Annotated in this window: 16 protein-coding genes; 11 read left to right on the forward strand and 5 right to left on the reverse strand. The window is 65.7% G+C overall.

The genetic code is table 11. The features are described from left to right. Positions 1 to 129: 129 nt before the first annotated feature. The 4 genes from xdhA to guaD all read left to right on the forward strand — a co-directional run bounded on the left by xdhA (position 130) and on the right by guaD (position 6,245). Positions 130 to 1,584 carry a xanthine dehydrogenase small subunit gene (xdhA, locus tag L6D77_RS07860; RefSeq protein ID WP_232882865.1) on the forward strand — a complete coding sequence of 485 codons (1,455 nt, stop codon included), beginning with the start codon at positions 130 to 132 and terminating at the stop codon, positions 1,582 to 1,584. Beyond that, complete coding sequence (gene xdhB / locus L6D77_RS07865) at positions 1,577 to 3,976, forward strand: xanthine dehydrogenase molybdopterin binding subunit (RefSeq protein WP_232882864.1); 2,400 nt, start codon at positions 1,577 to 1,579, stop codon at positions 3,974 to 3,976. Before xdhA ends, xdhB begins: the two co-directional genes overlap by 8 nt. A 107-nt stretch (positions 3,977 to 4,083) precedes the next feature. Continuing rightward, positions 4,084 to 4,929: a xanthine dehydrogenase accessory protein XdhC gene (gene xdhC / locus L6D77_RS07870; protein ID WP_232882863.1), complete on the forward strand. Its 846-nt coding sequence runs from the start codon at positions 4,084 to 4,086 to the stop codon at positions 4,927 to 4,929. Between the two features lie 11 nt (positions 4,930 to 4,940). Continuing rightward, positions 4,941 to 6,245, forward strand: a complete 1,305-nt coding sequence (guaD, locus tag L6D77_RS07875; RefSeq protein ID WP_153785088.1) for a guanine deaminase — start codon at positions 4,941 to 4,943, stop codon at positions 6,243 to 6,245. On the opposite strand, the gene aqpZ is transcribed toward guaD, so the two are convergent. Then, complete coding sequence (gene aqpZ / locus L6D77_RS07880) at positions 6,242 to 6,940, reverse strand: aquaporin Z (RefSeq protein WP_038705702.1); 699 nt, start codon at positions 6,938 to 6,940, stop codon at positions 6,242 to 6,244. The two genes, guaD and aqpZ, sit on opposite strands and share 4 nt — an antisense overlap. A gap of 149 nt (positions 6,941 to 7,089) precedes the next feature. Next, on the reverse strand, positions 7,090 to 7,845 hold the full coding sequence (locus L6D77_RS07885) for a GntR family transcriptional regulator (RefSeq protein ID WP_232882862.1): 756 nt from the start codon (positions 7,843 to 7,845) through the stop codon (positions 7,090 to 7,092). A 355-nt stretch (positions 7,846 to 8,200) separates the two neighbouring features. Between L6D77_RS07885 and L6D77_RS07890 the strand changes: the two genes are divergently transcribed. Next, complete coding sequence (locus L6D77_RS07890; protein WP_153785090.1) at positions 8,201 to 9,550, forward strand: NCS2 family permease; 1,350 nt, start codon at positions 8,201 to 8,203, stop codon at positions 9,548 to 9,550. Positions 9,551 to 9,591: 41 nt separating this feature from the next. Here the strand turns inward: L6D77_RS07890 and L6D77_RS07895 are convergent, their stop codons facing one another. Together L6D77_RS07895 and rlmKL are read right to left on the reverse strand one after the other, a co-directional pair. Continuing rightward, positions 9,592 to 11,988, reverse strand: coding sequence for a sensor domain-containing diguanylate cyclase (locus tag L6D77_RS07895; RefSeq protein ID WP_232882861.1), 2,397 nt, complete (start codon positions 11,986 to 11,988; stop codon positions 9,592 to 9,594). A 95-nt stretch (positions 11,989 to 12,083) separates the two neighbouring features. Further along, entirely contained in the window at positions 12,084 to 14,276 is a 2,193-nt protein-coding gene (rlmKL, locus tag L6D77_RS07900; protein ID WP_232882860.1) for a bifunctional 23S rRNA (guanine(2069)-N(7))-methyltransferase RlmK/23S rRNA (guanine(2445)-N(2))-methyltransferase RlmL, read from the reverse strand. 550 nt (positions 14,277 to 14,826) lie between these two features. Here rlmKL and rmf point away from each other — a divergent pair. After that, positions 14,827 to 15,042 carry a ribosome modulation factor gene (gene rmf / locus L6D77_RS07905; protein WP_079227119.1) on the forward strand — a complete coding sequence of 72 codons (216 nt, stop codon included), beginning with the start codon at positions 14,827 to 14,829 and terminating at the stop codon, positions 15,040 to 15,042. 95 nt (positions 15,043 to 15,137) lie between these two features. Here rmf and L6D77_RS07910 read toward each other — a convergent pair whose 3' ends face one another. Continuing rightward, positions 15,138 to 16,163 (reverse strand): quinone-dependent dihydroorotate dehydrogenase, encoded by a 1,026-nt coding sequence (locus tag L6D77_RS07910; protein WP_232882859.1) that lies wholly within the window; start codon positions 16,161 to 16,163, stop codon positions 15,138 to 15,140. A gap of 127 nt (positions 16,164 to 16,290) precedes the next feature. On the opposite strand from L6D77_RS07910, the gene L6D77_RS07915 reads away from it, so the two are divergent. The 5 genes from L6D77_RS07915 (at position 16,291) to cobA (ending at position 22,103) form a co-directional block, all read left to right on the forward strand. Beyond that, on the forward strand, positions 16,291 to 17,505 hold the full coding sequence (locus L6D77_RS07915; RefSeq protein ID WP_232882858.1) for a CmpA/NrtA family ABC transporter substrate-binding protein: 1,215 nt from the start codon (positions 16,291 to 16,293) through the stop codon (positions 17,503 to 17,505). Positions 17,506 to 17,515: 10 nt separating this feature from the next. Further along, entirely contained in the window at positions 17,516 to 18,091 is a 576-nt protein-coding gene (locus L6D77_RS07920; protein WP_232882857.1) for an ANTAR domain-containing response regulator, read from the forward strand. Positions 18,092 to 18,422: 331 nt separating this feature from the next. Further along, positions 18,423 to 19,634 carry a nitrate/nitrite transporter gene (locus L6D77_RS07925; RefSeq protein WP_125464953.1) on the forward strand — a complete coding sequence of 404 codons (1,212 nt, stop codon included), beginning with the start codon at positions 18,423 to 18,425 and terminating at the stop codon, positions 19,632 to 19,634. A 9-nt stretch (positions 19,635 to 19,643) separates the two neighbouring features. Then, entirely contained in the window at positions 19,644 to 21,314 is a 1,671-nt protein-coding gene (locus L6D77_RS07930) for a bifunctional protein-serine/threonine kinase/phosphatase (RefSeq protein ID WP_232882856.1), read from the forward strand. Between the two features lie 27 nt (positions 21,315 to 21,341). Next, the gene (gene cobA, locus L6D77_RS07935) at positions 21,342 to 22,103 is read left to right on the forward strand and encodes a uroporphyrinogen-III C-methyltransferase (protein WP_232882855.1); all 762 of its coding nucleotides are present in this window, start codon (positions 21,342 to 21,344) and stop codon (positions 22,101 to 22,103) included. Positions 22,104 to 22,108: the final 5 nt, after the last annotated feature.

The raw sequence follows: 22,108 nt of genomic DNA on the forward strand, positions 1-22,108 counted from the left end.
TTCCTTGAGGCGGTTCGGACGTAACGCAGGCAATTTCTTGACCTTTGAGTCAGAAAATTATTGACCAAGAGGTCAGCCCTTGCTTAGAGTCCGCCCGAACAACAATAAAACCATTGCGAGGCCCTCCCCGTGATCCAGTTTCTCGTCAACCAGGAGCTGCGCAACGAGCACGCCCTGGACCCGAACATGACGGTGCTGCAGTACCTGCGTGAGCACCTGGGCAAACCCGGTACCAAGGAAGGCTGCGCCAGCGGCGACTGTGGCGCCTGCACCGTGGTCGTCGGCGAACTCGTCGCCGACGAACTGGGCAGCGACAGCATTCGCTACCGCAGCCTCAACTCGTGCCTGACGTTTGTCTCTTCCCTTCACGGTAAACAGCTGATCAGCGTCGAGGGTCTCAAGCACCAGGGCGAACTGCACAGCGTGCAGAAAGCCATGGCCGACTGCCACGGCTCGCAGTGCGGTTTCTGTACCCCCGGTTTCGTCATGTCGCTGTTCGCGCTGCAGAAGAACAGCGAAGGTCACGACCTGCACCAGGCCCAGGAAGCCCTGGCCGGCAACCTGTGCCGCTGCACCGGCTATCGGCCGATCCTCGACGCTGCCGAGCAAAGCTGCGCCCGTCCCTGCCGCGACCAGTTCGACGCGCAGCAGGCGCAGACCATCGCCCGCCTCAAGGCCATCGCCCCGCAACAGACCGGTGAACTCAACAGCGGCGACAAGCGCTGCCTGGTGCCGCTGACCGTGGCGGACCTGGCCGACCTCTACAGCTCGCACCCCGAGGCGCGCCTGCTGGCCGGCGGTACCGACCTGGCACTGGAAGTCACCCAGTTCCACCGCACCCTGCCGGTGATGATCTATGTTGGCCACGTCGCCGAACTCAAGCGCATCGAAAAGACCGCCACGCACCTGGAAATCGGCGCCGCCACCCCGCTGACCGACTGCTACACCGCCTTGAACGAGGAGTACTCCGACTTCGGCGACCTGCTGCACCGCTTCGCTTCGCTGCAGATCCGCAACCAGGGCACCCTGGGCGGCAACATCGGCAACGCCTCGCCGATCGGTGACTCGCCACCCCTGCTGATCGCCCTCGATGCCCAGGTGGTCCTGCGCCAGGGCGAGCGCCAGCGCACCCTGGCCCTGGAAGACTACTTCATCGACTACCGCATCACCGCGCGCCAGGACAGTGAGTTCATCGAGAAGATCATCGTCCCCCGTGCCACCAGCGACTGGGCGTTCCGCGCCTACAAGGTGTCCAAGCGCCTGGATGACGATATCTCGGCAGTGTGCGCCGCGTTCAACCTGAGCATCGAGAACGGTGTGGTCAGCGGCGTACGCGTGGCCTTCGGCGGCATGGCCGCAATCCCCAAGCGCGCCCGCGCCTGCGAAGCCGCCCTGCGCGGCAAGCCCTGGAACCAGGCCACCGTCGAGCGTGCCTGCCAGGCCCTGGCCGAGGACTTCACCCCGCTCAGCGACTTCCGCGCCAGCCGCGAGTACCGCCTGCTGACCGCGCAGAACCTGCTGCGCAAGTACTTCATCGAACTGCAATCGCCGCACATCGAAACCCGGGTGACCGACTATGTCTAACCATCACGCCGTCAAGAGCCAGGCCGAGATGGCCGCACTGTTCAGCCAGGACCTGACCACCGGGGTCGGCCGCAGCCTCAAGCACGACAGCGCCGACAAGCATGTGGCGGGCGAGGCGGTGTATATCGACGACCGCCTGGAGTTCCCCAACCAGCTACATGTCTATGCGCGCACCGCTGACCGTGCCCATGCACGCATCCTGAGCATCGATACCACGCCGTGCTACCAGTTTGAAGGCGTGCGCATCGCCATCACCCACGAAGACATTCCAGGCCTGAAGGACATCGGCCCGGTGGTGGCCGGCGACCCGCTGCTGGCCATCGACAAGGTCGAGTTCTTCGGCCAGCCGGTGCTCGCCGTTGCGGCCCGCGACCTGGAAACCGCACGCCGCGCGGCGATGGCGGCGATCATCGAGTACGAAGACCTGGAGCCGGTACTCGACGTGGTCGAGGCCCTGCGCAAGAAACACTTCGTGCTCGACAGCCACACCCACCAGCGCGGCGACTCGGCCAGCGCCTTGGCCAGCGCCCCGCACCGTATCCAGGGCACCCTGCACATCGGTGGCCAGGAGCACTTCTACCTGGAAACCCAGATCAGCTCGGTGATGCCCGCAGAAGACGGCGGCATGATCGTGTTCTGCTCCACCCAGAACCCCACCGAGGTGCAGAAGCTGGTCGCCGAAGTGCTCGACGTGCCGATGCACAAGATCGTCGTCGACATGCGCCGCATGGGCGGTGGCTTCGGCGGCAAGGAAACCCAGGCTGCCAGCCCCGCGTGCCTGTGCGCGGTGATCGCGCGCCTGACCGGCCAGCCGACCAAGATGCGCCTGCCAAGGGTCGAAGACATGACCATGACCGGCAAGCGCCACCCGTTCTACGTCGAGTACGACGTGGGCTTCGACGACAACGGTCGCCTGCACGGCATCAACTTCGACCTGGCCGGCAACTGCGGCTACTCGCCGGACCTGTCCGGCTCGATCGTCGACCGCGCCATGTTCCACTCCGACAACGCCTACTACCTGGGCGATGCCACCGTGCATGGCCACCGCTGCAAGACCAACACCGCCTCCAACACCGCCTACCGCGGCTTCGGCGGCCCACAGGGGATGGTCGCCATCGAGCAGGTGATGGACCATATCGCCCGCCACCTGGCGCTCGACCCGCTGGCGGTGCGCAAGGCCAACTACTACGGCAAGACCGAACGCAACGTCACCCACTACTACCAGACCGTCGAGCACAACATGCTCGAGGAGATGACCGCAGAGCTCGAGGCCAGCAGCGACTACCATGAGCGCCGCGAGTCGATCCGCCGTTTCAACGCCAACAGCCCGGTGCTGAAAAAAGGCTTGGCGCTGACCCCGGTCAAGTTCGGCATTTCGTTCACCGCCACCTTCCTCAACCAGGCCGGCGCGCTGATCCACATCTACACCGACGGCAGTATCCACCTGAACCACGGCGGCACCGAGATGGGTCAGGGCCTGAACACCAAGGTCGCGCAGGTGGTGGCTGAAGTGTTCCAGGTGGATTTCAACCGCATCCAGATCACCGCCACCAACACCGACAAGGTGCCCAACACCTCGCCGACCGCCGCCTCCAGCGGCGCCGACCTGAACGGCAAGGCCGCGCAGAACGCCGCCGAAATCCTCAAGAAGCGCCTGACCGAGTTCGCCGCACGGCATTACAACGTCACCGAGGAAGACATCGAGTTCCGCAACGGCCATGTGCGTGCCCGCGACCAGATCGTCAGCTTCGAGCAGCTGGTGCAGCAGGCCTACTTCGCCCAGGTATCGCTGTCGACCACCGGTTTCTACCGCACGCCAAAGATCTTCTACGACCGCAGCCAGGCACGCGGCCGGCCGTTCTACTACTTCGCCTTCGGCGCCGCCTGCGTGGAGGTCGTGGTGGACACCCTGACCGGTGAGTACAAGATGCTGCGCGCCGACATCCTGCATGACGTGGGCGACTCGCTGAACCCGGCCATCGACATCGGCCAGGTCGAGGGCGGCTTCGTCCAGGGCATGGGCTGGCTGACCACCGAAGAACTGGTGTGGAACGCCAAGGGCAAGCTGATGACCAACGGCCCGGCCAGCTACAAGATCCCGGCGGTGGCCGACATGCCGATCGACATGCGCGTGAAACTGGTGGAAAACCGCAAGAACCCCGAGGACACGGTGTTCCATTCCAAGGCCGTGGGCGAGCCACCGTTCATGCTCGGCATCGCCGCCTGGTGTGCGATCAAGGACGCGGTGGCGAGCATCGCCGACTACCGCGTGCAGCCGAACATCGACGCGCCGTCGACGCCGGAGCGGGTGCTGTGGGGCTGCGAGCAGATGCGCAAAGCGGTGGCACAGCAGCAACCGACCGAGGCCGAACTGGAAACCGTCACTCACTGACAGCGAGGAAACCCTGTGGGAGCGGGCTTGCCCGCGAATGCGCTGGTGGGCTCACCGCCCTCTTCGCGGGTAAACCCGCTCCCACAGTGCTCACCGAGGATTCAGCTATGCACCAATGGATCAACGCCCTCGCCGACCACCAAGCACGCGGCGAACCCTGCGTGCTGGTGACCATCATCGAAGAACGCGGCTCCACCCCGCGTAACGCAGGCTCGAAGATGGTGGTCAGCGCCAGCGCCCTGTACGACACCATCGGCGGTGGCCACCTGGAATTCAAGGCACTGCACATCGCCCGGCAGATGCTCGAGGAGCACCGCTACACGCCACACCTGGAGCGCTTCAGCCTGGGTGCCAGCCTCGGCCAGTGCTGCGGCGGCGCCACGGTGCTGCTGTTCGAACCGATGAGCGGGGTGCAGGCGCAGATCGCCGTGTTCGGCGCAGGCCATGTCGGCCGGGCTCTGGTACCCTTGCTCGCGGCGCTGCCCTGCCGGGTGCGCTGGATCGATTCGCGCGAACAGGAATTCCCCGAGCACATCCCCAGCGGGGTGAGCAAGATCGTCAGCGAGGAGCCGGTCGACGAAGTCGCGGACCTGCCGCCAGGCAGCTACTGCATCGTCATGACCCATAACCACCAGCTGGATCTGGAACTGACCGCCGCCATTCTCAAACGCAATGATTTCACCTGGTTCGGCCTGATCGGCTCGAAGACCAAACGGGCCAAATTCGAGCACCGCCTGCGCGAGCGCGGCTTCGACGAGGCACTGATGGCGCGGATGCGCTGCCCGATGGGCCTGGCCGAAGTGAAGGGCAAGCTGCCGATCGAGATCGCCGTGTCCATCGCCGCCGAAATCATTGCCACCTACAACGCCTGCTTCGGCCAGCACGACAGTGCCGCCAACGCCGGCCAGATCACCCAGTTGCTGCCGCCCTCCCGGCGCAGCCAGACCCTTTGACGAGCGTATCCATGACCGCAACCCGCAAAGCCTACCGCGCCGCCATCCTGCACAGCATCGCCGACCCCGCCGAGGTCGGCCTGGAGGCCTCCCAGGAATACTACGAGGATGGCCTGCTGGTAATCGACAACGGCCGTATCAAGGCCCTCGGCCACGCCAGCGAGCTGCTGCCGACGCTTGAGGCCGACATCGAGGTGGTGCACTACCAGGATGCCCTGATCACCCCGGGCTTCATCGACACCCATATCCACTTCCCGCAGACCGGCATGATCGGCTCCTACGGCGAACAGCTGCTGGACTGGCTGAACACCTACACCTTCCCCTGCGAGAAGCAGTTCGCCGACAAGGCCCACGCCGACAAGGTGGCAAAGATCTTCCTCCAGGAGCTGCTGCGCAACGGCACCACCACCGCCCTGGTGTTCGGCAGCGTGCACCCCGAGTCGGTCAACGCGCTGTTCGAGGAAGCCGAGCGCCTGGACCTGCGCCTGATCGCCGGCAAGGTGATGATGGACCGCAACGCCCCCGACTACCTGACCGATACCGCCGAATCCGGCTACACCGAGAGCAAGGCGCTGATCGAGCGCTGGCACGGCAAGGGCCGCCTGCACTACGCGGTCACGCCGCGCTTCGCCCCCACCAGCACACCCGAACAGCTGGCCCTGGCCGGTCAACTGCTCAAGGAGCACCCGGGCGTTTACATGCACACCCACCTGTCCGAGAACCTCAAGGAGATCGAGTGGGTGAAGGCGCTGTTCCCCGAGCAGAACGGTTATCTGGATGTCTACGATCACTTCGAGCTGCTGGGTGAGCGCTCGGTGTTCGCCCACGGCGTGCACCTGTGCGACGACGAGTGCAAGCGCCTGGCCGAGACCGGCTCGGCCATCGCCTTCTGCCCCACCTCCAACCTGTTCCTGGGCAGCGGCCTGTTCAACCTGCCCCAGGCCGAGCGTTTCAAGGTCAATGTGGGCCTGGGCACCGATGTGGGCGCGGGCACCAGCTTCTCGCTGCTCAACACCCTGAACGAGGCCTACAAGGTGATGCAGCTGCAGGGCGCGCGCTTGCACCCGTTCAAGTCGCTGTACCTGGCCACCCTCGGCGGCGCGCGGGCCTTGCGCCTGGACGACCGGATCGGCAGCCTGCGCCCGGGCAACGACGCCGACTTCGTGGTGCTCGACTACAAGGCCACGCCGCTGCTGGACTACCGCATCCAGCAGTCCAACAGCATCGAGGAAACCCTGTTCGTGCTCACCACCCTGGGCGACGACCGCACCGTGCGTGAAACCTACGCCGCCGGCCGTTGCGTGCACCAGCGCTAAGGCTGTTTCGCCAACCCTCGGTACAGTGCGCCGCCGATCGCTGCCCCGATCAGCGGCGCCAGCCAGAACAACCACAGCTGCTGCAGCGCCCAGCCACCCACGAACAAGGCCGGCCCGGTGCTGCGCGCCGGGTTGACCGAGGTGTTGGTGACCGGAATCGAGATCAGATGTATCAGGGTCAGCGCCAGGCCAATCGCAATTGGCGCAAAGCCGGCCGGTGCCCGGGCATCGGTGGCGCCCATGATGATCACCAGGAACATCGCGGTCATCACCACCTCACTGGTGAAGCCTGCCGCCAGCGTGTAGCCGCCCGGCGAATGCTCACCGTACCCGTTCGAGGCCAGGCCGCTGGCCAGTTCGAAGCCGGCTTTTCCACTGGCGATGAAGTAGATCACCGCTGCGGCCAGGATGGCGCCGATCACTTGGGCAATCACATAGGGCAGCAGCTCTTTTGCCGGGAACCGCCCGCCCACCACCAAGCCGAACGACACGGCAGGATTGAGGTGACAACCCGAGATATGGCCGATGGCGAAGGCCATGGTCAGGACAGTCAGGCCGAACGCGAAAGCGACACCGAGAACGCCGATGCCAACGGGAGAACTGGCGGCCAGCACGGCACTGCCGCACCCGCCAAGGACCAGCCAGAAAGTGCCGACCAGCTCGGCACCCATGCGCACACCCAGGGATGAAGTCATGAACCCTTCCTCAAGTAATTGGACGCAACGACTGCGCAAGCCCAACTGCTTGATGAAGGTTTGCTGGTTTGAAATCTAGCAGAGCTTTGGCCAAGGGCCAGTAACGACGAAGGGCCGCTAAGCGGCCCTTCGGTCATCAAGGCAAACGATCAACCCTTGGCGGTGGCCTTGGGCTTTTTCAGCAGGTGCGAGAACACGGCATGCAGATCGTCCGACGCGCTTTCCTCATCGAGGTTGAGCTTGCTGTCGATATGATCCATGTGGTGCATCATCAGGCTGACCGCCTGCTGTGCGTCACGGGCCTCGATGGCGTCGATCAGTTGCATGTGCTCGTCATAGGAACAGTGCGAGCGGTTGCCGCTCTCGTACTGGGCAATGATCAGCGAGGTCTGCGACACCAGGCTGCGCTGGAAGCTCACCAGCGGGGCATTGCCCGCGGCTTCGGCCAGCTTGAGGTGGAATTCGCCGGAAAGGCGGATGCCGGCGCCACGGTCGCCACGGGAGAAGCTGTCACGCTCATCACGGACCATCTGGCGCAATTCGTTGAGCTGCTCGAGGGTGGCGTGCTGCACGGCCAACTCGGTGATGGCACGTTCGACCATGCGCCGCGAGAAGAACACTTGGCGCGCCTCTTCCACTGTGGGGCTGGCCACTACCGCGCCGCGGTTGGGCCGCAGCAGCACCACGCTTTCATGAGCCAGGCGCGACAGCGCGCGGCGGATGATGGTGCGGCTGACGCCGAAGATCTCGCCCAGTGCCTCCTCGCTCAACTTGGTGCCCGGCGCCAGGCGCTGCTCGAGGATCGCCTCGAAGATGTGCGCGTAGACGATGTCGTCCTGGGTACCACTGCGGCCGGCCTTGCCAGTGCGCACAGGTTTTTTCAGAGGTTGCAGCTGTTCGTTCATGGGCTCTCGAGCACAAAGGATCTGCCAGTCGGACCGTGACTGTACTACCTGTCAGCGGGTGGAGGGCAAGTCCTGGAAGTAGGTGGTGGACCAAGGTATGGCGCCATTGTACACAGGCTGACCCGTTTCTGCAGGGGGCCTTTAACCTATATAGCCGTTGTACGGCAGTTTGTGCGCACAAAAGATAAAACATTATTTGCATTCTTTGTACACAAAAGCATAATCCTGCGAGCAACTTCCTGACCCGCAAGTCAACAAAATGGTCGGACGTCTGCCACACCCCCTCGCGAAGCCCCCAAGTGCATTGCTCAGGATCAGGCTTCGAACAACAAGAAAGACTTGAGGAGTACTCGCTGTGGAAAGCCGCAAATCCGAAGCCCCTACGCTGGATCTCGCTGCGCCGCCCGAAACGGGTTGGCTGGAGCGGATTTTCAAACTCAAGCGACATGGCACCACCGTCCGCACCGAACTGATAGCCGGGGTGACCACCTTCATCACCATGGCCTACATCATCTTCGTCAACCCCAACATCATGGCCGACGCCGGCATCGATCACGGGGCGGCCTTCGTCGCTACCTGCATTGCCGCGGCGCTGGGCTGCCTGCTGATGGGCCTGTACGCCAACTGGCCGGTGGGCCTGGCGCCCGGCATGGGCCTCAACGCCTTCTTCACCTACACCGTGGTCGGCACCATGGGCTACACCTGGCAGGCCGCGCTGGGTGCGGTGTTCATCTCGGGCGTGCTGTTCATGTTCCTCACCCTGTCACGGGTGCGCGAGTGGCTGCTCAACAGCATCCCAGTGAGCCTGCGCCATGCCATGGGGGCCGGCGTCGGATTGTTCCTCGGGCTGATCGGCCTGAAAACCGCGGGCATCGTCGTCGACAGCCCGGCCACCCTGATCAAGCTCGGCTCGCTGCATGAGCCCGGCCCGCTGCTGGCGGCCGTGTGCTTCCTGATGATCGCGATCCTCAGCTACAAACGGGTGTTCGGTGCGATCCTCATCAGCATCATCAGCGTCACCCTGGCCGGCTGGGGCCTGGGGCTGGTCAAGTTCGGCGGGGTGATGTCGATGCCGCCGAGCCTGGCGCCGACCTGGATGGCAATGGATGTGGCGGGCGTGTTCAACGTCAGCATGATCAGCGTGGTCTTCGCGTTCCTGTTCGTGCACATGTTCGACACTGCCGGCACGCTGATGGGCGTCGCCCAGCGCGCCGGCCTGGTAGCGGCCGATGGGCGCATCGAGAACCTGTCGCGGGCGCTGAAGGCCGACAGTGCCTCCAGCGTATTCGGTGCCGCGGTGGGCGTACCACCGGTCACCAGCTACGTCGAGAGCGCCGCAGGCGTCGCCGCCGGCGGCCGCACCGGCCTGACTGCCGTGGTGGTCGGTCTGCTGTTCGTCGCCGCGATGTTCTTCGCGCCGCTGGCGGGGATGATCCCGGCCTATGCCACCGCCGGTGCGCTGATCTATGTGGCGATGCTGATGATGGGCAGCATGGCGCACATCGAGTGGGACGAAGCCACCGACAGCATCCCGGCGATCGTCACGGTGATCATGATGCCGCTGACCTTCTCGGTCGCTGACGGCATCGCCCTGGGCTTCATCAGCTATGTGGCCCTGAAGGCGGGCACCGGCAAATTGAAGGAAGTTTCGCCGAGCCTGTGGGTGCTCAGCGTGATCTTCATCGCCAAGTTCGTGTTCCTGTAAAGCGCTGACACCCTGGCCTGGCAGTGACGCCAGGCCAGGGGTCAGGCAAGCTCCGCCTCGACCCGGTCCCGGCCACCCTGCTTGGCTGCATACACCCCCGCATCCGCCCGCAGCAACAGCGCATCGGCCCCCTCCCCGTCCCGCCAGCCCGCGACCCCGAAGCTTGCCGTCACCCGCCCGACACCTTCGATCGGCACGTTACGCACGCCCTGCCACAGCTCCAGCGCCAGCAACCGCGCCTGTTCGGCATCGCTGCCCGGGCACAGCACCATGAACTCCTCACCGCCCAAGCGGCAGAACACATCGGTGCGCCGCAACCGCTGGCTGATCCGCTGGCACAGGCTGCGCAGCACCAGGTCGCCCACCGCGTGGCCGAACTGGTCATTGATCCGTTTGAAATGGTCGATATCGAGCATGATCACCGCCAGGTCCAGCCCGTCCCGCTGGGCACGATCAAGTTCATTGCGCAGGCGCTCCTGGAAATAACGGCGATTGTGGATGCCGGTAAGGGCATCGGTGATCGACAGCGCGCGCAGTTCCTCCTCCACCCGTTTGAGGTCGGAGATATCGGTCAGGTAGCCATGCCAGAGGGTGCAACCGTGGTCGCCGATTTCCGGCGTTGCCTCGCCGCGCACCCAGCGCAGGCCGGCCCGGGGCAGGCACACCCGATACTCCTCGCGCCAGGGCGTCAGGTGCTCGGCGGAAAAACGCACCGAGCGCCGCACCCGCTCCAGATCATCAGGATGGATGCGTTCGAACACCACCGTGGCATCCTGCTGCAGCAGCGCCAGGTCGACTTCGTAGATATCGTGCAGCCCCTGGCTGGCATAAGGGAAACACGAGCGCCCGTCAGCATCCAGGCGGTACTGGTAGATACCGCCGGGCACCTCGGCACTGAGCTTCTCCAGCAACCGATCGCGCGCTGCCAGCGCCTCGTGCACTCGACGCCGCTCGGTGACGTCGATGCAGATGGCCAGGTAGCCCACCCACAAGCCCTGCTCATCGAGAACAGCAGTCACCAGCATGTTGGCCAGCAGGTGGCTGCCATCCTTGCGCACCAGGGTCCATTCGCCGGGCTCTGCGCCGCCTTCCTGCACGGTCTCGGCGAACATCGCCTGGCCCGCACCGACCTCGCGCCCATAACGCAGGCTCAGGGCATGGGCACGACGATGCAGCTCTTCGGGCTGCACCAGGTCCTCGAGGGTGAGCACGCCCAGGGCTTCCTCGGCCGAATAACCGAGCAGGCGTTCGGCACCGGCATTGAAGGTACCTATCACACCCTTGAGGCTGGTGGCGATGATCGCTACCTGAGTCGCGGCGTCGAGCACACTGCGCAGCTGGTTGTGGGTTTCCCGCAACGATTGCTCGCTGATACGCAGCTCAGTGGTACGCCGGGCCACCAGGTCCAGGGCGCGCTGGCGCTGACTGAACAGGCTGTAGAGCAAGGTCGCCAGCAACAGGCTGAGCAAACCGCCGAGCAGACCGACCACCTGCACCGCCGCCGAGCGGTTGGCGGCCATGAAACCTACGCTGGGGCGGATGTCGAGCTGGTAGTGGTGATCGGCCAGGTGCAGCAGGTGGGTACTGGCCAGGGCCATGCGCGCCGTTCGGTTGCCAGAATCGAACAGCACTTCGTGGCCACCGTCGGTGGACAGGTCGAGGATCCGTACCACCAGGTTGTCGTCCGCCACCGTCGGCAAGCTCTCAACGATCAACTGACGCAGGCTGAGCAACGCCATGACATAGCCACTGGGCGGGCCACCGGCCGGGGCCGATTCGGCGAACACCGGTGCCACCATCAGCAGGCCACGGCTGTAGGCCGGGTCGACACTGAGCATGTCCAGCGGCTCGGACACCGCCATGCTGCCAGGTGCTACGGCCCTGGCCAGGGTCGCCGTGCGTTTCGGCTGGCCGAGCAGGTCCAGGCCATAGGGCTGCCCTTGCTGGCTGGAGGCCTGGTTGTACAGCACCGGGTAATAGTGGTCGCGCGCGGGGGCCGCCTGCCAGCCGCCTTGCGCGTCCTGGTCGCGGATCTGGTAGCGCTGCGCTAGCAAATCGCTGGCGCGCTGCTCGAAAGCTTCACGCTGCCCTGCCTCCACCCGCGGCGCCCAGGAATAGGCTTGGGTGCGGTGCAGCAGCGGACGTGCATAGCCGTCAAACTCGCGGGGGGTGATTTCGTTGGAGAAATCGAAGAACCGGCGCAGGCCATCCAGGCGCTGCTCCTGTTCTTCGAAACGCTCGGCGATACGGCTGTAGCGCTCGCCGGCCAACAGCTCGAAGCGCTGGCGCAACTGCTGCTTGTAGAAGCTCTGGGTGGCAATGGCCAAGGCTGCCGTGAGCAGGCCGCCGGCGACCAGCGCCGCCAGGGCCACACCCCAGGCCGACAGCTCGTCACCGAGCAGGCCAAACCACTTCGCAGGTACACCCGCATTCGCCATAAAGGACTCTCGACAACATCAGCGTCCTGCGAATGGATTAACCCTTCAGTGCTTTATAGCCACTGGCCAGCAGCCGCGCAATGTACCTCGTCGTCTCAGCGCAGACGCAGTTGCCAGGCGCGGTGGATACGGTTGTTGCGGGCGAAGTCCGGGTCCAGGGTCTGGGCGCTGATTTCCTCCACCGCATAACGCGTTGCCAGGTGCTCGTCGAGCTGGAACTTGCGGAAGTTGTTGGAGAAATACAGCACGCCGCCCGGCGCCAGGCGGGCCATGGCCAGGTCCAGCAGCTCGACATGGTCGCGCTGCACGTCGAACACCCCTTCCATGCGCTTGGAGTTGGAGAAGGTCGGCGGGTCGATGAAGATCAGGTCGTAGCTGTCCGTCGCGCTCTGCAGCCAGGCCATGACGTCGCCCTGCTCCAGGCGGTTGCGCTCGGAGAAGCCGTTCAGCGACAGGTTGCGCCGCGCCCAGTCCAGGTAGGTCTTCGACAGGTCGACGCTGGTGGTGCTGCGCGCGCCGCCCTTGGCCGCGTGCACGGTGGCCGTGGCGGTGTAGCAGAACAGGTTGAGGAAGCGCTTGCCCTCGGCCTCGCGCTGGATGCGCATGCGCATCGGGCGGTGGTCGAGGAACAGGCCGGTGTCCAGGTAGTCGGTGAGGTTGACCAGCAGCTTGACGCCGCCTTCGCTGACTTCCTGGAAGCGCCCTTCGGTGGCCTGGCGCTCGTACTGGCGCGTGCCGCTCTGGCGCTCACGGCGCTTGAGCACCACGCGCTGCTGATCGACACCCAGCGCCTGGGGAATGGCCGCCAGGGCATCGAGCAGACGCGCCTGGGCCTTTTCCGGGTCGATGGAACGCGGGGCGGCGTATTCCTGCACATGCACCCAGTCGTGGTACAGGTCGACCGCCACGGCGTACTCGGGCATGTCGGCATCGTACACGCGGTAGCAGTCGACCTTCTCGCGGCGGGCCCACTTGCCCAGCTGCTTGTAGTTCTTCTGCAGGCGGTTGGCGAACATCTGCGCGCCTTCGGACAGCCGCGCCGGCTCGCTGGCCTGTGGCGCCGGGCGACGCTCCTGGCCCTCTTCAACCTGGGCCGGGCGGCGCTCGCCGGTGACGAACTGGTCGGGCTGCAACTTGAACAGCAGCAGCTTGCAGGGCAACGCGCCGTTCCAGAACGCGTATTGCTTGTGGCTACGGATACCCATGCGCTTGCCCAGCTCCGGCGCGCCGGTGAACACCGCTGCTTCCCAGCCCATGCAGGCCTGGCGCAGGCGCTCGCCAAGGTTCTGGTAGAGGTACAGCAGGCTGGCTTCGTCGCCCAGACGCTCGCCATAAGGCGGGTTGCTGATCACCAGGCCTTTCTGGTTCTGGTCCGGGCGCGGCTCGAAGCTGGCCACCTCGCCCTGGTAGATCTTCACCCAGTCACCCAGGCCTGCGCGCTCGACGTTGTTGCGCCCCGGCTGGATCAGCCGCGGGTCAGCCTCGTAGCCACGGATCCACAGCGGCGGTTTGGCCAGGCCGGCCTGGGCACGGGCCTGGGCCTCTTCGTGCAGCTTGCGCCACAGTGCCGGCACATGGCCGAGCCAGGCGCTGAAGCCCCAGCGCTCGCGCTTGAGGTTGGGGGCCATGTCGGCAGCTATCATCGCCGCCTCGACCAGGAAGGTGCCCACACCGCACATTGGGTCGGCCAGTGCGCCGCCCTGGGCGGCGATGCGCGGCCAGCCGGCGCGGATCAACACCGCCGCCGCCAGGTTTTCCTTGAGCGGCGCCGCGCCTTGCTGCAGGCGGTAGCCGCGCTGGTGCAGGCTGTGGCCGGACAGGTCAAGGGAGAGGATCGCCTCGCCACGGTCCAGGCGCAGGTGCACGCGCACATCCGGGTCGATCTTTTCCACCGACGGGCGCAGGCCTTCACGGTTGCGCAGCTTGTCGACGATCGCATCCTTGACCTTCAGCGCGCCGAAGTGGGTGTTGTCGATACCCGAGCCATGGCCGCTGAACTCCACCGCCAGGGTGCCGTCGGCCGCCAGGTGATCGGCCCAATCCACCGCGTTCACCCCGTCATAGAGGTCGTCGGCGTTTTTCATCGGGAAGCGCTTGAGCACCAGCAGCACGCGGTTGGCCAGGCGCGACCAGAGGCACAGGCGGTAGGCGGTTTCCATGTCGGCCTCGCCGCGGATGGCCGAGGTGTGCTCACGCACCTCGGTCAGGCCCAGCTCCCGGGCCTCTTCGACGAGCAGGCCTTCGAGGCCCTTGGGGCAGGTGAGATAAAGTTCGATACGGTCCGACATGGGTATTCCAGAGCCTTTGGCTAAGTAGATGGCAGCCGACGCATCGGCCTGCCGAGGTTTTCCCGCACGCCCTTTAAGCAGGCGCCCGGGTGGCCCGCGAGCTGTCTCGCCAGGCCTGGCCGCCCGACGCAACCTGCTCTCGCCGGGTGGCGAAAAAGGCTTTGATCGTCGAGCAGTATGAAAATTCGCGCACAGCGGGTCCAGATGTGACCCTTCGTCGCATTACCAATTATTACGAGCCATTGACCAGACACGCTGGCCAATTGACGTCAAAGCTGACTAAACCCTGATCATAGCGGGCCCAACGGCAAACAAGGTTGAGTCGCATCTATTTACTTATCCTCTCACCCTTGGAAAGGTTACGTCCTTATGACAAAACGATCATTCACACTGTGACTCGCATTCGTTAGAACTGATCTCAGGTCGCCTCGCAATGGGGCGACACCTTCAGCCCGCCACGCCGGCAGCGGGCGCACACCGGCAGAACGATTCTGCCCGGCCTCGTAGAGGCCGACGGGACATTACAGTCAACAAGTGAGGGCAACACCCTATGAGAAGACTTAAGCGTGATCCGTTGGAAAGAGCATATTCACGTGGCTACCAGTATGGGGTCACCGGCAAATCCCGCGAACTTTGCCCATTTACTCTACCTTCCGTACGTCAAGCCTGGATCAACGGCTGGCGCGAAGGGCGCGGCGATAACTGGGACGGCATGACCGGCACCGCTGGCATCCATAGACTCAACGAAAATCACGCCGTTGGCTGATCGAGGACACTGAATTCGAGTTACCATGCGCGCCCCATCCGGGCGGCGGGCTACGGCCCAGGGGGCCCCATGCGGGGCCCCTTTTTTATGGCCGCTTATTGCCGAGGCATGGCCGCGATAGCATCCACCGCCTCGCGGATCAGCGCCGGGCCCTTATAGATGAAGCCCGAGTAAATCTGCACCAGGCTGGCACCGGCGGCGATCTTCTCCGCGGCGTGACGGCCCTCGGTAATACCACCGGCCGCAATGATCGGCAGCTTGCCACCCAGCTCACCCGCCAGCACTTTCACCGTGTGGGTGCTCTTCTCCAGCACTGGTGCGCCCGACAGGCCGCCCGCCTCGCCACCGAACGGCAGCCCTTCGACACCCTCACGGCCCAGGGTGGTGTTGGTGGCGATCACCGCGTCCATCCCCGACTCCATCAGCGCAGCAGCCACCAGGGCGGTTTCTTCATCGCTCATGTCCGGGGCGATCTTGATCGCCAGTGGCACGCGCTTGCCATTGCTCACCGCCAGCTGCTCGCGGCGCTCGGCCAGGGCATCGAGCAGTTGCTTGAGCGAGTCACCGAACTGCAGCGAGCGCAGGCCCGGGGTGTTTGGCGAGCTGACGTTGACGGTGATGTAGCTGGCGTCGTTGTAGACCTTCTCCAGGCAGATCAGGTAATCGTCCTGGGCCCGCTCGACCGGGGTGTCGAAGTTCTTGCCGATGTTGATGCCCAGCACGCCGGTGTAGCGTGCGGCCCGCACCCGCGCCAGCAGATGGTCGACGCCCAGGTTGTTGAAGCCCATGCGGTTGATGATCGCGCAAGCTTGCGGCAGGCGGAACAGGCGTGGCTTGGGGTTGCCCGGCTGTGGGCGCGGGGTGATGGTGCCGATTTCGACGAAACCGAAGCCCAGCTGGGCGAAACCGTCGATGGCCGCGCCGTTCTTGTCCAGGCCAGCGGCCAGTCCCACCGGGTTGGCGAAGTTCAAGCCCATGACGCTCACCGGCAGCGCCGCTGGCTGCTTGCACAGCAAGCCGTTGAGACCAAGCCGGCCACCGGCACCGATCAGGTCCAGCGACAGGTCGTGGGAGGTTTCCGGGGAGAGCTTGAACAGCAGCTGGCGGGCCAGGGTATACATGGGCGGGCGGACTCGCGGTGTGTGAGGGGTGCGATTATAGCCAGCGCATCGCCGGGGCGACAGGGCCATGGCACATGGGTTGCTTCAACAACCCCATGCAGCCCCCGCAGAACGCCCGAGGATCCACGTGAATACAGCTTTCCCGACATCGCCACTGGCCTGGGTCAACGGCAGCGACGCGCCAGAAAAAAACAGCCTGAACATCGGTTTCATGGCCCTGAGCGATTGCGCCTCGGTGGTGGTCGCCGCCACCCAGGGCTTTGCCCAGCAACAGGGCCTGACCCTCAACCTGCAGCGCCAGGCGTCCTGGGCCGGGCTGCGTGACAGGCTGGTCAGCGGCGAACTGGACGCCGCGCACTGTTTGTATGGCCTGGTCTACGCCGTGCAGTTGGGCGTGGGCGGCGGGCCCGCCAATGACATGGCAGTGCTCATGGGCCTGAACCAGAACGCCCAGGCCATCAACCTGTCCGCGGCCCTGCAACGCAAGGGCGTGACCAACCCCGAGGCACTGGCGCGGCTGGCGCACCAGGGCGGTGCGCGCCTGACCTTCGCCCAGACCTTCCCCACCGGCACCCACGCCATGTGGCTGTATTACTGGCTGGCCAGCCAGGGCATCCACCCGCTGCATGACGTCAACAGCGTGGTGGTGCCGCCGGCCCAGATGGTCGCCCACCTGCAGGCCGGGCGCATCGATGGTTTTTGTGTCGGCGAGCCGTGGTCGGCCGAGGCCATCACCCAAGGCCAGGGGTTCACCCTCGCCACCAGCCAGTCGATCTGGCCGGACCACCCGGAAAAGGTCCTGGCCTGCGCGCGCAGTTTCGCCGAGCAATACCCCAACAGCGCACGCGCGCTGATCAAGGCGATCCTCGCCGCCAGCCGCTTCATCGAAAGCAGCACCGAGAACCGTCGTGGCGCCGCGCAATTGCTCAGTGGCAGCGCCTATCTGGACACCCCGGCCAGCAGCATCGAGCCACGCCTGCTGGGCGATTACCAGGACGGCCTGGGCAACCGCTGGCAAGACCGCCATGCCCTGCGCCTGTTCGACCAGGGGCGGGCCAACCTGCCCTACCTGTCCGACGGCATGTGGTTCATGACCCAGTTCCGCCGCTGGGGCATCCTGCGTGACGACCCGGACTACCTCGCCGTGGCACGCCAGGTCCAGCAGCTGGCGCTGTACCGCGAGGCCGCCGACGCACTGGGCGTGCCCTGCGCCGACCTGCCGATGCGCAGCAGCCAGCTGATCGACGGCAGCCGCTGGGACGGCAGCGATCCGCATGGCTACGCGCGCAGCTTCAAGCTGCACGCCCTGGACGCGGCGCCCGACGCCCGCGTCGGTCTGTGAGGAGCCGACCATGCTGCGCATCCTGCTGATCGACGACACTGAAAAGAAAGTCGGCCGCCTCAAGGCCGCATTGGTCGAGGCTGGCTTCGAGGTGATCGAAGCCCCTGGCCTGACCATCGACCTGCCGGCCTGCGTCGAAACGGTGCGCCCGGACGTGGTACTGATCGATACCGAGTCACCGGGCCGTGATGTGATGGAGCAAGTGGTGCTGGTCAGCCGCGACCGGCCCCGCCCCATCGTGCTGTTCACTGACGAACACGACCCGGGGGTGATGCGCCAGGCGATCCAGGCCGGGGTCAGCGCCTACATCGTCGAAGGCATCCATACCGCGCGCCTGCAGCCGATCCTCGACGTGGCCATGGCCCGCTTCGAAAGCGACCAGGCGCTCAAGGCCCAGCTGCTGGCCCGCGACCTGCAATTGGCCGAGCGCAAGCGTATCGAGCAGGCCAAGGGCTTGCTGATGAAGATGAAGGATTGCAACGAAGAGCAGGCCTACACCCTGATGCGGCGCCAGGCCATGAGCCGCCAGCAGAAGCTGATCCAGGTGGCCGAACAGATCATCGCCATGTCGGAGATGCTTGGCTGAAACCCCATTTTTCAACTGCAGGAGCGGCCTTGTGCCGCGGATGGGGTGTGCGTAGCGCCCCCAGAATGTAGTGGCTCTTGCACCTATCGCTGGGGCCGCTGCGCGCCCCTTTCCGGCCGGTCCGGCGCCCCGGCAAGGCCGCTCCTACAGAAATCGATGCCTGAGCCGGCAAGTAATCTTGGCCCGGCTCTTGCTCAGTGAATCACCAGGTAGCCAACGGCGGTTGCCAAGATACCCCGACAAAGACGTCGCTCCCCCTCCACGCCAGTGGACCGGGCAGCGGCGTCTTTTTCGTTTCCGCCCCTGTGTTGCACGCCGATCGAGGTGTTCGATGAATACGAGCTTCTGGAAATCCGGGCATGTGCCCACCCTGTTCGCTGCCTTCCTGTATTTCGACCTGAGCTTCATGGTCTGGTACCTGCTCGGCCCCATGGCGGTGCAGATCGCCACCGACCTGCAACTGAGCGCCCAGCAACGGGGCCTGATGGTCGCTACACCCATCCTCGCCGGTGCCCTGCTGCGCTTCGCCATGGGCCTGCTGGTCGATCGCCTGTCGCCCAAGACCGCCGGCCTGATCGGCCAGGTGGTGGTGATCGTCGCCCTGGCCTGCGCCTGGCACCTGGGCGTGCACAGCTTCGAGCAGGTGCTGCTGCTGGGCGTTTTCCTCGGCGTTGCCGGCGCCTCGTTCGCCGTTTCGCTGCCCCTGGCGTCGCAGTGGTACCCACCCCAGCATCAGGGCAAGGCCATGGGCATCGCCGGCGCCGGCAACTCCGGCACCGTGTTCGCCGCGCTGCTGGCGCCGGTGCTGGCGGCGGCCTACGGCTGGAACAACGTGTTCGGTTTCGCCCTGCTGCCACTGTTGCTGACCCTGGTGCTGTTCGCCCTGCTGGCCCGCAACGCACCCGAGCGGCCAAAACCCAAGGCCATGGCCGATTACCTCAAAGCGCTGGGTGACCGTGACAGCTGGTGGTTCATGTTCTTCTACAGCGTCACCTTCGGCGGCTTCATCGGCCTGGCCAGCACCCTGCCCGGCTACTTCAACGACCAGTACGGCCTGAGCCCGGTGACCGCCGGCTACTACACCGCCGCTTGCGTGTTCGCCGGCAGCCTGATGCGCCCGCTGGGCGGCGCCCTGGCCGACCGCTTCGGCGGCATCCGCACCCTGCTGGGCATGTACAGCGTGGCGGCGGTGTGCATCGCCGCCGTCGGCTTCAACCTGCCCAGCGCCGCAGCGGCACTGGCCCTGTTCGTCAGCGCCATGCTCGGGTTGGGTGCCGGCAATGGCGCGGTGTTCCAGCTGGTGCCGCAGCGCTTTCGCCAGGAGATCGGGGTGATGACCGGGCTGATCGGCATGGCCGGTGGCATCGGTGGCTTCCTGCTGGCCGCAGGCCTGGGCACCGTCAAGCAACACACCGGTGACTACCAGATGGGCCTGTGGCTGTTCGCCAGCCTTGGCCTGCTGGCCTGGTTCGGCCTGCACGGCGTCAAGCAGCGCTGGCGCACCACCTGGGGTTCGGCGGCCGTCACTGCGGCACGGGTCTGAGCACACACCATGAGCCTGCAACTGAGCTTTGCCCAGGCCTCTGCCACCGGCCCCCGCACAGAGAACCAGGACGCCCTGCGCCTGGTCACGCCGGCACCGGAACTGGCCGCCAGCAAGGGCTACCTGTGCGCCCTCGCCGACGGTGTCAGCCAGTGCGCCGATGGCGGCCTGGCGGCCCGCGCCAGCCTGCAGGCCCTGGCCCTGGACTACTACGCCACGCCCGCCACCTGGGGCGTGGCCCAGGCCCTGGACCGGCTGTTGCTGGCCCAGAATCGCTGGCTGCGCGCCCAGGGCAACGGCCAGCCGCTGCTCACCACCCTCAGTGCCCTGGTGCTGCGCGGGCGTCGCTTCACCCTCGCCCACGTCGGCGATTGCCGTGTCTATCGTTGGCATGACGGCCAGTTGCACTGCCTGAGCGAAGACCACGTCTGGGACCAGCCCGGCATGCAGCATGTGCTCAAGCGCGCGCTGGGCCTTGACCAGCACCTGCTGGTCGATTACCTGGATGGCGAGCTGCACCAGGGCGAACGGTTCCTGCTGCTCAGCGATGGCGTGTGGGCCAGCCTCGGCGACCAGCGTATCCAGGCTATCCTGCGCGAACACCCCGACCTGCAGGATGCCGTCGACACCCTGGTGGCTACCGCCCACCACAGCGGCAGCCAGGACAATGCCAGCGCCATGCTGATCAGCGTCGACGAACTGGGCGCCGCGAACCTCGGCGATACCTTGGCCCAGCTCCAGCAGTGGCCGCTGCCCGGCCCGTTGCGGGACGGGCAGACCCTCGATGGCTGGCGGCTTGACGGGCTGCTGGCGCAGAGCCGGCAATCGCTGCTGTACCGGGTACGTGATGCCCTCGGTCAGGCCTGGCTACTCAAGACCCTGCCACAGGCCCGCGATCAAGAGCCCGGGGCTGCCCAGGCCTTGCTGCTGGAGGAATGGTTCCTGCGCCGGGTCGCCGGCCGCCACTTCCCCGAGGTGCATCCGGCCAGCCAGCGCCAGCATCTGTATTACCTGATGCGTGAGTACCCCGGCAGGACCCTCGCTGCCTTGCTCAAGCAAGACGGCCCGCTGCCCCTGCCGCAGTGGCTGGAACTGGCGCGCCAGCTGCTGCAGGCGGTCGGCGTGCTGCATCGGCGCAACCTGCTGCACCGCGACATCAAGCCGGAAAACCTGCACCTGGGCAGCGACGGCCAACTGCGTTTGCTGGACTTTGGCCTGGCCTATTGCCCGGGGCTATCTGAAGACCAGCCGCACAGCCTGCCCGGAACGCCGTCCTACATCGCCCCCGAGGCGTTCGACGGCCAACCGCCAAGCGCGCGCCAAGACCTCTACGCCGTGGGCGTCACGCTCTATCACCTGCTCACCGGCCACTACCCCTACGGTGAAGTCGAAGCATTCCAGCGTCCGCGCTTCACCGCGCTGATCAACCCCGGCCGCTACCGGCCCGACCTGCCCGAATGGTTGCAACGCAACCTGGAGCAGGCACTGGCCAGCGACCCGGCCCAACGCTTCGAGACCGCCGAGCAATGGCTGCTGCTGCTCGAACGCGGCGACCGCCAGGCGCTGCCTGACCGCCCTAGCCCACTGCTGGAGCGCGAACCCCTGAAGGTCTGGCGCTGCCTGGCGCTGCTGTCCCTGCTGTTCAACCTGATCCTGCTGTTCGCCCTGCTCAAGGGTTGAGTGGCACCTGTCGACGAGGAACACCCGATGAATGCGAAAGTCTGGTTGGTTGGTGCCGGCCCTGGCGACCCCGAACTGCTCACCCTCAAGGCTGTCCGTGCGCTGGGCCAGGCCCAGGTGGTGATGATCGACGATCTGGTCAACCCGGGCATATTGGCGCACTGCCCGCAGGCGCGGGTGATTGCCGTGGGCAAGCGCGGCGGCTGCCGCTCCACGCCCCAGGCCTTCATCCAGCGCCTGATGCTGCGCCATGCCCGCCAGGGGCGTTGCGTGGTGCGGCTCAAGGGTGGCGACCCGTGCATCTTCGGTCGCGCCGGTGAAGAAGCGGCGTGGCTGCGCGGGCACGGCATCGAGGTGGAGGTGGTCAACGGCATCACCGCCGGCCTGGCCGGCGCCACCCAATGCGACATTCCGCTGACCCTGCGCGGCGTCAGCCGTGGCGTGACGCTGTTGACCGCGCACACCCAGGACGACAGCGAGCTTAACTGGCAGGCACTGGCCCAGGGCGGCACCACACTGGTGCTGTACATGGGCGTGGCGCGCCTGGAGCAGATTCGCCGTGGCCTGCTGCAAGGCGGAATGGCGCCCGGCACGCCAGTGGCGATGATCGAGAATGCGTCATTGCCGCAGCAGCGTGAATGCCGTAGCCATCTGGCGGCGCTGGAGGAGGATGCATTGGCGTTTGGCTTGCGCAGCCCGGCAATTTTGGTGATCGGTGAGGTTGTAGGAGCGGCCTCGTGCCGCGAAAGGGCCGCAGAGCGGCCCCAGCAATGGGTGCATCAACGCTGAAATCC

Source organism: Pseudomonas parasichuanensis (genome assembly GCF_021601385.1).
Classification (GTDB): domain Bacteria; phylum Pseudomonadota; class Gammaproteobacteria; order Pseudomonadales; family Pseudomonadaceae; genus Aquipseudomonas; species Aquipseudomonas parasichuanensis.

Excerpts from the sequence above, each read along its gene's own strand:
- L6D77_RS07895 (WP_232882861.1), bottom strand. The coding sequence starts at position 11,988 with ATGGCGAATGCGGGTGTACCTGCGAAGTGGTTTGGCCTGCTCGGTGAC.
- xdhB (WP_232882864.1), top strand. The coding sequence starts at position 1,577 with ATGTCTAACCATCACGCCGTCAAGAGCCAGGCCGAGATGGCCGCACTG.
- guaD (WP_153785088.1), top strand. The coding sequence starts at position 4,941 with ATGACCGCAACCCGCAAAGCCTACCGCGCCGCCATCCTGCACAGCATC.
- L6D77_RS07920 (WP_232882857.1), top strand. The coding sequence starts at position 17,516 with ATGCTGCGCATCCTGCTGATCGACGACACTGAAAAGAAAGTCGGCCGC.
- rlmKL (WP_232882860.1), bottom strand. The coding sequence starts at position 14,276 with ATGTCGGACCGTATCGAACTTTATCTCACCTGCCCCAAGGGCCTCGAA.
- L6D77_RS07885 (WP_232882862.1), bottom strand. The coding sequence starts at position 7,845 with ATGAACGAACAGCTGCAACCTCTGAAAAAACCTGTGCGCACTGGCAAG.
- L6D77_RS07910 (WP_232882859.1), bottom strand. The coding sequence starts at position 16,163 with ATGTATACCCTGGCCCGCCAGCTGCTGTTCAAGCTCTCCCCGGAAACC.
- cobA (WP_232882855.1), top strand. The coding sequence starts at position 21,342 with ATGAATGCGAAAGTCTGGTTGGTTGGTGCCGGCCCTGGCGACCCCGAA.
- rmf (WP_079227119.1), top strand. The coding sequence starts at position 14,827 with ATGAGAAGACTTAAGCGTGATCCGTTGGAAAGAGCATATTCACGTGGC.
- L6D77_RS07925 (WP_125464953.1), top strand. The coding sequence starts at position 18,423 with ATGAATACGAGCTTCTGGAAATCCGGGCATGTGCCCACCCTGTTCGCT.
- xdhC (WP_232882863.1), top strand. The coding sequence starts at position 4,084 with ATGCACCAATGGATCAACGCCCTCGCCGACCACCAAGCACGCGGCGAA.
- L6D77_RS07930 (WP_232882856.1), top strand. The coding sequence starts at position 19,644 with ATGAGCCTGCAACTGAGCTTTGCCCAGGCCTCTGCCACCGGCCCCCGC.
- aqpZ (WP_038705702.1), bottom strand. The coding sequence starts at position 6,940 with ATGACTTCATCCCTGGGTGTGCGCATGGGTGCCGAGCTGGTCGGCACT.